This is a genomic window from Burkholderia sp. Ac-20392, from assembly GCF_017104585.1.
Taxonomy (GTDB): Bacteria; Pseudomonadota; Gammaproteobacteria; order Burkholderiales; family Burkholderiaceae; genus Burkholderia; species Burkholderia lata.
Genome location: NZ_JAAGPB010000488.1, coordinates 1 through 6114 on the forward strand (window position 1 = coordinate 1; position 6114 = coordinate 6114).

Consider the following 6114-nt stretch of genomic DNA (forward strand, 5'->3'; position numbering starts at 1 on the left):
GGGCGCGGCAGGCATCGCCGAAGGCGCGGAAGATCGCGCTCGACAGCGGGTCCTGCGCATGGCGCCATTCCGGATGCCACTGCACCGCGAGGGCGAAAGCCGGTGCATCGACGACGCTCACGGCTTCGATCAGCCCGTCCGGCGCGACGGCTTCGACGGCGAGGCCGGAGCCGAGCTGCGCGATGCCCTGCTTGTGCAGCGAGTTCACGTGGACTTCGTCGCGGCCGCCGGCGAGCGCGTGCAGCTTGCCGCCGGGCGTCAGGCGCACGACGTGCGCGGGGCCGTACTGCGTATCCATCGGCGCGTCGTCGTCCTCGCGGTGATCGGCGAGGCCCGGCACTTCATGCACGCGCTGGTGCAGCGTGCCGCCGCAGACGACGTTCAGCTCCTGGAAGCCGCGGCAGACGGCCAGCACGGGCACGCCCGCGGCGATCGCCGCGCGCAGCAGCGGCAGCGTGGTCGCGTCGCGGGCCGGGTCGTGCTTCGTGCCCGGTGCGCTCGGTTCGCCGCCGTACAGGTGCGGCTCGACGTTCGAGTAGCTGCCGGTAAACATCAGGCCGTCGACCGTAGCGAGTACGTCGTCGACCGACTGGCGCTCGCCGAGCGCGGGCAGCACCATCGCGAACGCTTGTGCGCCGTCGACGATCGCGGCGACGTATTTGTCGCCGACCGTATGCGACGCGTGCGCGCCGATTTGCGTGTGGTCGGCAGTGATGCCGACGAGGGGTTTCCTTCTATCCATGACGTCAATCAGTTATCCGGAGGGTTGTTGCGTCTTGCTTGCCGGATGTGGCGAAACGCCGGCGTGCAACAGCCCCGCAGCCTTGCGTGAGACGCAGGGCCGCTGGTGAATGGGCGCAACGGGATGGCGTGGCGATCCGCGCTGCGCGCGACGATCAGGCCGTCGTTCGTTTCATTGCGACACGCGACGCGGCAACGAATGCGCGAACGCGTTCCGTCACCGCACGGACGATGCGGTTGGCGAATCAGCAGACGAAACGAACGACGTAAAGAAAGGAGAGGCGCTACGGCAGCAGCGACGCCACTTCGTCGGTATCGACGGCGACGAATGCGCGTGCGGAAACGGCGTTGTGACGCCGAACGGAACGACGGGACAGGATGGTGTAGATCGACAGATGAAGCAGGCGAGGACTATGCCAGCCGCAACTGCCGTCGTCGGAAGCGGACGCAGCGCTGCGCAAACTTCGCACATCGCCTCGATCCCACCTCACCAGAGGGCCACGGACTCTCACGATTACACTCGACTGGGTTGTTGAAAGTATTGAACACCTGACCGTTTCGACGCGCTGGGCGTTTAAAATAATCAAGGCGCCGGTTACGCGTTATTTACATTGATGGGCATCAATTTTTGCGTTGCAATAACGTTTTTTGCTGCCCATGAAAGCTTGATGACGCTAACCTGAGAGCCAGCATATACGAGCCAAAAACGGCGTCAAATGTTTTTTAACGGTGCTGCATCAGGGCTTTCCCGAGCAGTGCGAACAAAAGATTCGCAAACGGAATAATGTGCGAGGTGTTCATTATTTCGAACGCCTTTCAGGGTTTTCCCCGCTGATGCGCGGCATAAAGTGATTAGAATATTCAACGGCTGTCCACCGCGTCGTTTCACTTTGTCATCGCACTTATCGTGTCCGAAACCGAATCGATGTCCACCGAAGTCGCCGAGCGCCTGCGTTTCGTGCGCAACAAGCATGGCCTGTCGCAGCGCGAACTCGCGAAGCGGGCCGGCGTGACCAACGGCACGATCTCGCTGATCGAACAGGGCCGCGTGAGCCCGTCGGTCGGCTCGTTGAAGAAGCTGCTCGAATGCATCCCGATGAGTCTCGCGGAGTTCTTCACGTTCGAGCTCGTCGAATCGCGTTCGGTCGTGTCGCGTCGTGACGAGATGCCGAACCTCGGCAACGACACGCTCGCGTTTCATCTGGTCGGCGCGAGCATGAAGGACCGCAACATGTGCATCCTGCGCGAGATCTACCAGCCGCAGGCCGATACGGGGCCCGAGATGCTCGTGCACGCGGGGCACGAGGGCGGGGTCGTCGTGTCGGGTCGGCTCGAGCTGACCGTCGACGGCGCGACGTGGCTGCTCGACCCCGGAGACGGCTACTACTTCGAAAGCCGTTTACCGCACCGTTTTCGCAATCCCAGCGCGGACCTGATCTGCGAGGTCGTCTCGGCCAATTCGCCGGCGACCTTCTGACCTTTCCACCGCGCGTCACTGCATTCGCTGCCGGCCGGCTGCGCGTCATGCGCAGCGGCGTGCCGCATCGCGAATGCCAAAAAACTGAGGCATCCTGATGAACAAGTTGACTTTGGCTGACTGGCAGGACAAGGCGGCGTCGCTCAAGATCGAAGGGCGCGCATTCATCGACGGCGCGTCGCGCGACGCGCACGGAGGCAAGACGTTCGACTGCGTGAGCCCGATCGACGGCCGCGTGCTCGCGAAGGTCGCCGATTGCGGCGAAGCCGACGTGAACGCAGCCGTCGCGGCCGCGCGCCGCGCGTTCGACGCGGGCGTGTGGGCCGGGCTGAACCCGCGTGCGCGCAAGGCCGTGCTGCTGCGCTGGGCCGCGCTGATGCGCGAGCATCTCGACGAGCTGTCGCTGCTCGAGACGCTCGACGCCGGCAAGCCGATCGGCGACACGACGACGGTCGACGTGCCGTGCGCCGCGTATTGCGTCGAATGGTTTGCGGAAGCGATCGACAAGGTGGGCGGCGAGGTTGCGCCGGCCGATCATCATCTCGTCGGTCTCGTCACGCGCGAGCCGGTCGGCGTGGTGGCAGCCGTCGTGCCGTGGAACTTCCCGATCCTGATGGCCGCCTGGAAATTCGGCCCGGCGCTCGCGGCCGGCAACAGCGTCGTGCTGAAGCCGTCGGAGAAATCGCCGCTCACCGCGATCCGCGTCGCGCAGCTCGCGTACGAGGCCGGCATTCCGGCCGGCGTGTTCAACGTCGTACCGGGTGCGGGCGAGCCGGGCAAGCTGCTCGCGCTGCATCGCGACGTCGACTGCATCGCGTTCACGGGCTCGACGGCGGTCGGCAAGCTGATCATGCAATACGCCGCGCAGTCGAACCTGAAGCGCGCGTGGCTCGAACTCGGCGGCAAGTCGCCGAACATCGTGCTGCCCGATTGTCCCGATCTCGACCGCGCGGCGCAGACGGCTGCCGGCGCGATCTTCTACAACATGGGCGAGATGTGCACGGCAGGCTCGCGGCTGCTCGTGCATCGCGACATCAAGGACGCGTTCATCGAGAAGCTCGTCGCGGCCGCACGTGCCTACGTGCCCGGCAATCCGCTCGATCCGTCGGTGTCGATGGGCGCGATCGTCGACGGCATCCAGCTCGAGCGCGTGCTCGGCTATATCGAGGCCGGGCGCAGCGAAGGCAAGCTCGTCACGGGCGGTGCGCGCGTGAAGGAGGAAACGGGCGGCTTCTACGTGGAGCCGACGGTGTTCGAGGTGAAGCCCGACGCGAAGATCGCGCGCGAGGAGATCTTCGGGCCCGTGCTGTCGGTGATCGTGTTCGACGACGTCGACGAGGCCGTGCGGATCGCGAACGACACCGAATACGGGCTGGCCGCGGCCGTGTGGACGTCGAACCTGACGACCGCGCACGACGTGTCGCGCCGGCTGCGTGCGGGCACCGTCTGGGTGAACTGCTACGACGAGGGCGGCGACATGAACTTCCCGTTCGGCGGCTACAAGCAGTCGGGCAACGGCCGCGACAAGTCGCTGCATGCGCTCGAGAAGTACACCGAGCTGAAGTCGACGCTGATCCGGCTGCGTTGACGCGAAATCGGGCCGCGGGCGCAGCGCCTTACGGCGGTGTGCCCGCGGGTCACGGCGCGTGCGTCAGGCGGCGCGCAGCGCGGGGTGGAAGCCGGCGGCTTCGATGATCGACTGCACGCGCTCGGCGCCTTGTGCCGATTCGACCTTGACGATCTTCGCCGCGACGTCGATGTCGAGCTTCGCGGCGGGATCGGCGGCCGTCACCGCGCGCGTGATGGCGTTGGCGCAGCCGCCGCAGGTCATGTCCTGGACTTCGAATTCCATCGTGTTCTCCTGAGTTGACGATTGACAAGCATCGACAGCATGAAGCTTGCCACGGTGGGAAGGTCAAGCGTACGCGTGTCGCCGAAAATCGGTGTCGCGGCCACGTCGCGGCGACAGCCTGTTGTAAACATGAAGTCTGATGAATCGCGATCGGGCCGTCGACGTCATTCGGAACTTGTCCCGATTGACGGCGAAGCGTTCCGGGCAAAGCAGCGCGGATGCCTTGCCGGGCAACGCGCGACGGCGATCCCTGAAGCGCGATCACCATGCCGCCAGTAAGGGTACGCGAGTTGGAAATGCGAATCGATCTTAGTATCGGCTCCCTTCGATATTTCAATTCATTACCCACATGAACCGTTTTGCTTTCGGTTTCGCGCTGGCGCTGCTGGGCGCATCGGCAACGTCCGCTTTCGCGGCCGACGATGTCGTCAACCTGACCCTGAAGGACCACAAGTTTTCGCCGGACGGCGTGACGATCCCGGCCGGCAAGAAGGTGAAGTTCGTCGTGAAGAACCTCGACGCGACGCCCGCCGAATTCGAGAGCGACGACTTCAAGGCGGAGAAGGTCGTGCCCGCCGGCAAGTCGGTGGAGATCCTGGTCGGGCCGCTGAAGGCCGGCACGTACGAATTCCACGACGAGTATCACGAAGCGCAGTCGAAGACGCACCTGACCGTCAAGTAAGGCCAACTCGCCATGTTGTCTACCGCCCTGATCGTCTTTCGTGAAGTGCTCGAGGCCGCGCTGGTGGTGTCGATCGTGATGGCCGCCACGAAGGGCGTGCCGCGGCGCGGCTGGTGGGTCGGCAGCGGGCTGGTGGGCGGCGTGATCGGCGCCGGCCTGATCGCCGCGTTCGCAGACGTGATTTCGCAGTGGGCGTCCGGCATGGGGCAGGAGGTCTTCAACGCGGGCGTGATGTTCGTCGCGACGCTGATGCTCGCGTGGCACAGCATCTGGATGAGCCGGCACGGCCGCGAGATGGCGATGCAGATGACCGAGGTCGGGCGTGCCGTCGCGGCCGGCAGCAAGCCGCTGACGGGCCTGGCGATCGTGGTGGGTGTCGCGGTGCTGCGCGAAGGCTCCGAGGCCGTGCTGTTCCTGTACGGCATCGCGGCGGGCGATCCGGGGCAGACGCCGCAGATGATCGTCGGCGGGTTGCTGGGTGTGCTGGGCGGCGCCGGGCTCGGCTACGGGATGTATGCGGGCCTGCTGCAGATTCCGCTGAAGCGCCTGTTCTCCGTCACCAACTGGTTGATCGTGCTGCTCGCGGCGGGGATGGCAAGCCAGTGCGTCGGCTTCCTGCTCGCGGCCGGCCTCGTACCGTCATGGGGCGATGTGATCTGGGATACGTCGTGGCTGCTCAAGGAAACCAGCATCGTCGGCAAGGCGCTGCATACGCTGATCGGCTATACCGCGCGACCGGCGGGCATCCAGATCGTCGCGTATCTCGCGACGCTGGTCGCGATCGTCGGGCTGGCACGGCTCGTCGGCCGGCCGCAGGCGGCGGTGCGGCCGCCACGACCTGCCGCCTGAGTAGTCCGGGTTCGAATAGCAAAGGGGCGTCCATGACGCCCCTTTTTTCATGTGCGGTTCGCGCCGGCCCGTGCAAAGCCGTGACGACAGCGTGCCGGTTGCGCACGCCGCGCCTGCTCAGCGGTGGCTGTCGATCCACGCGCGAGCCCATTCGAGCCCCGCGTCGCGCGCGTCGTCCTCGGTGTCGAATACGCCGAGCACGCCGGATGCCTCGACCAGCTTGTTGTTCTGCGTGATCGTGCCGCTTCCGGCGAAGCGCTCGGGCTGCAGGATCTCGTCCTGCTGCAGGATCGCGTGGCCCCAGATCTGGTAGCCGTGGTAGGTTTGCGCTTCCATTATCGAGTCACCTCCGCGGAGCGGCCGTGCGTGCCGACCTGCAGCACGTTGCCGTCCGGCGTGTATTGACGCGGGATGTTGGAGTAATTCAGTGCGTGCTGCGCATCGGGCGCAGCCGGTTGCATCACCGTCAGGCGGCTCGGCGCGGGCTGCACGACGGGGCGCGGAGCGGCCGGC

Annotated in this window: 8 protein-coding genes; 4 read left to right on the plus strand and 4 right to left on the minus strand. The window is 65.7% G+C overall.

Annotation, left to right across the window (positions count from 1 at the left end):
• Both G3N99_RS32785 and G3N99_RS42140 read right to left on the minus strand, forming a co-directional pair.
• Positions 1–742: gamma-glutamyl-gamma-aminobutyrate hydrolase family protein (locus G3N99_RS32785; RefSeq protein WP_206124449.1), on the minus strand; the 742-nt coding region annotated here is incomplete at its 3' end.
• Positions 743–1025: 283 nt separating this feature from the next.
• Positions 1026–1211, minus strand: coding sequence for a hypothetical protein (locus G3N99_RS42140; protein WP_043184603.1), 186 nt, complete (start codon positions 1209–1211; stop codon positions 1026–1028).
• A 455-nt stretch (positions 1212–1666) separates the two neighbouring features.
• Here G3N99_RS42140 and G3N99_RS32790 point away from each other — a divergent pair, with 455 nt between their 5' ends.
• Both G3N99_RS32790 and G3N99_RS32795 read left to right on the plus strand, forming a co-directional pair.
• The gene (locus G3N99_RS32790; RefSeq protein WP_089426670.1) at positions 1667–2218 is read left to right on the plus strand and encodes a cupin domain-containing protein; all 552 of its coding nucleotides are present in this window, start codon (positions 1667–1669) and stop codon (positions 2216–2218) included.
• A 97-nt stretch (positions 2219–2315) separates the two neighbouring features.
• The gene (locus G3N99_RS32795; protein ID WP_206124450.1) at positions 2316–3806 is read left to right on the plus strand and encodes an aldehyde dehydrogenase; all 1491 of its coding nucleotides are present in this window, start codon (positions 2316–2318) and stop codon (positions 3804–3806) included.
• A gap of 63 nt (positions 3807–3869) precedes the next feature.
• On the opposite strand, the gene G3N99_RS32800 is transcribed toward G3N99_RS32795, so the two are convergent.
• Positions 3870–4070 carry a heavy-metal-associated domain-containing protein gene (locus G3N99_RS32800; protein ID WP_011353438.1) on the minus strand — a complete coding sequence of 67 codons (201 nt, stop codon included), beginning with the start codon at positions 4068–4070 and terminating at the stop codon, positions 3870–3872.
• 349 nt (positions 4071–4419) lie between these two features.
• Between G3N99_RS32800 and G3N99_RS32805 the strand changes: the two genes are divergently transcribed.
• Together G3N99_RS32805 and G3N99_RS32810 are read left to right on the plus strand one after the other, a co-directional pair.
• Positions 4420–4752, plus strand: coding sequence for a cupredoxin domain-containing protein (locus G3N99_RS32805; RefSeq protein ID WP_011353437.1), 333 nt, complete (start codon positions 4420–4422; stop codon positions 4750–4752).
• A gap of 12 nt (positions 4753–4764) precedes the next feature.
• A complete protein-coding gene (locus tag G3N99_RS32810; RefSeq protein WP_174937585.1) occupies positions 4765–5601 on the plus strand; it encodes an FTR1 family protein in 837 nt (278 codons plus the stop codon).
• Between the two features lie 117 nt (positions 5602–5718).
• On the opposite strand, the gene G3N99_RS32815 is transcribed toward G3N99_RS32810, so the two are convergent.
• Entirely contained in the window at positions 5719–5937 is a 219-nt protein-coding gene (locus G3N99_RS32815) for a hypothetical protein (RefSeq protein ID WP_174937587.1), read from the minus strand.
• Between the last annotated feature and the right edge of the window lie 177 nt (positions 5938–6114).

Coding starts and splice junctions, on each gene's coding strand:
- G3N99_RS32800 (WP_011353438.1), bottom strand. CDS start 4,070: ATGGAATTCGAAGTCCAGGACATGACCTGCGGCGGCTGCGCCAACGCC.
- G3N99_RS32815 (WP_174937587.1), bottom strand. CDS start 5,937: ATGGAAGCGCAAACCTACCACGGCTACCAGATCTGGGGCCACGCGATC.
- G3N99_RS32805 (WP_011353437.1), top strand. CDS start 4,420: ATGAACCGTTTTGCTTTCGGTTTCGCGCTGGCGCTGCTGGGCGCATCG.
- G3N99_RS32795 (WP_206124450.1), top strand. CDS start 2,316: ATGAACAAGTTGACTTTGGCTGACTGGCAGGACAAGGCGGCGTCGCTC.
- G3N99_RS32810 (WP_174937585.1), top strand. CDS start 4,765: ATGTTGTCTACCGCCCTGATCGTCTTTCGTGAAGTGCTCGAGGCCGCG.
- G3N99_RS32790 (WP_089426670.1), top strand. CDS start 1,667: ATGTCCACCGAAGTCGCCGAGCGCCTGCGTTTCGTGCGCAACAAGCAT.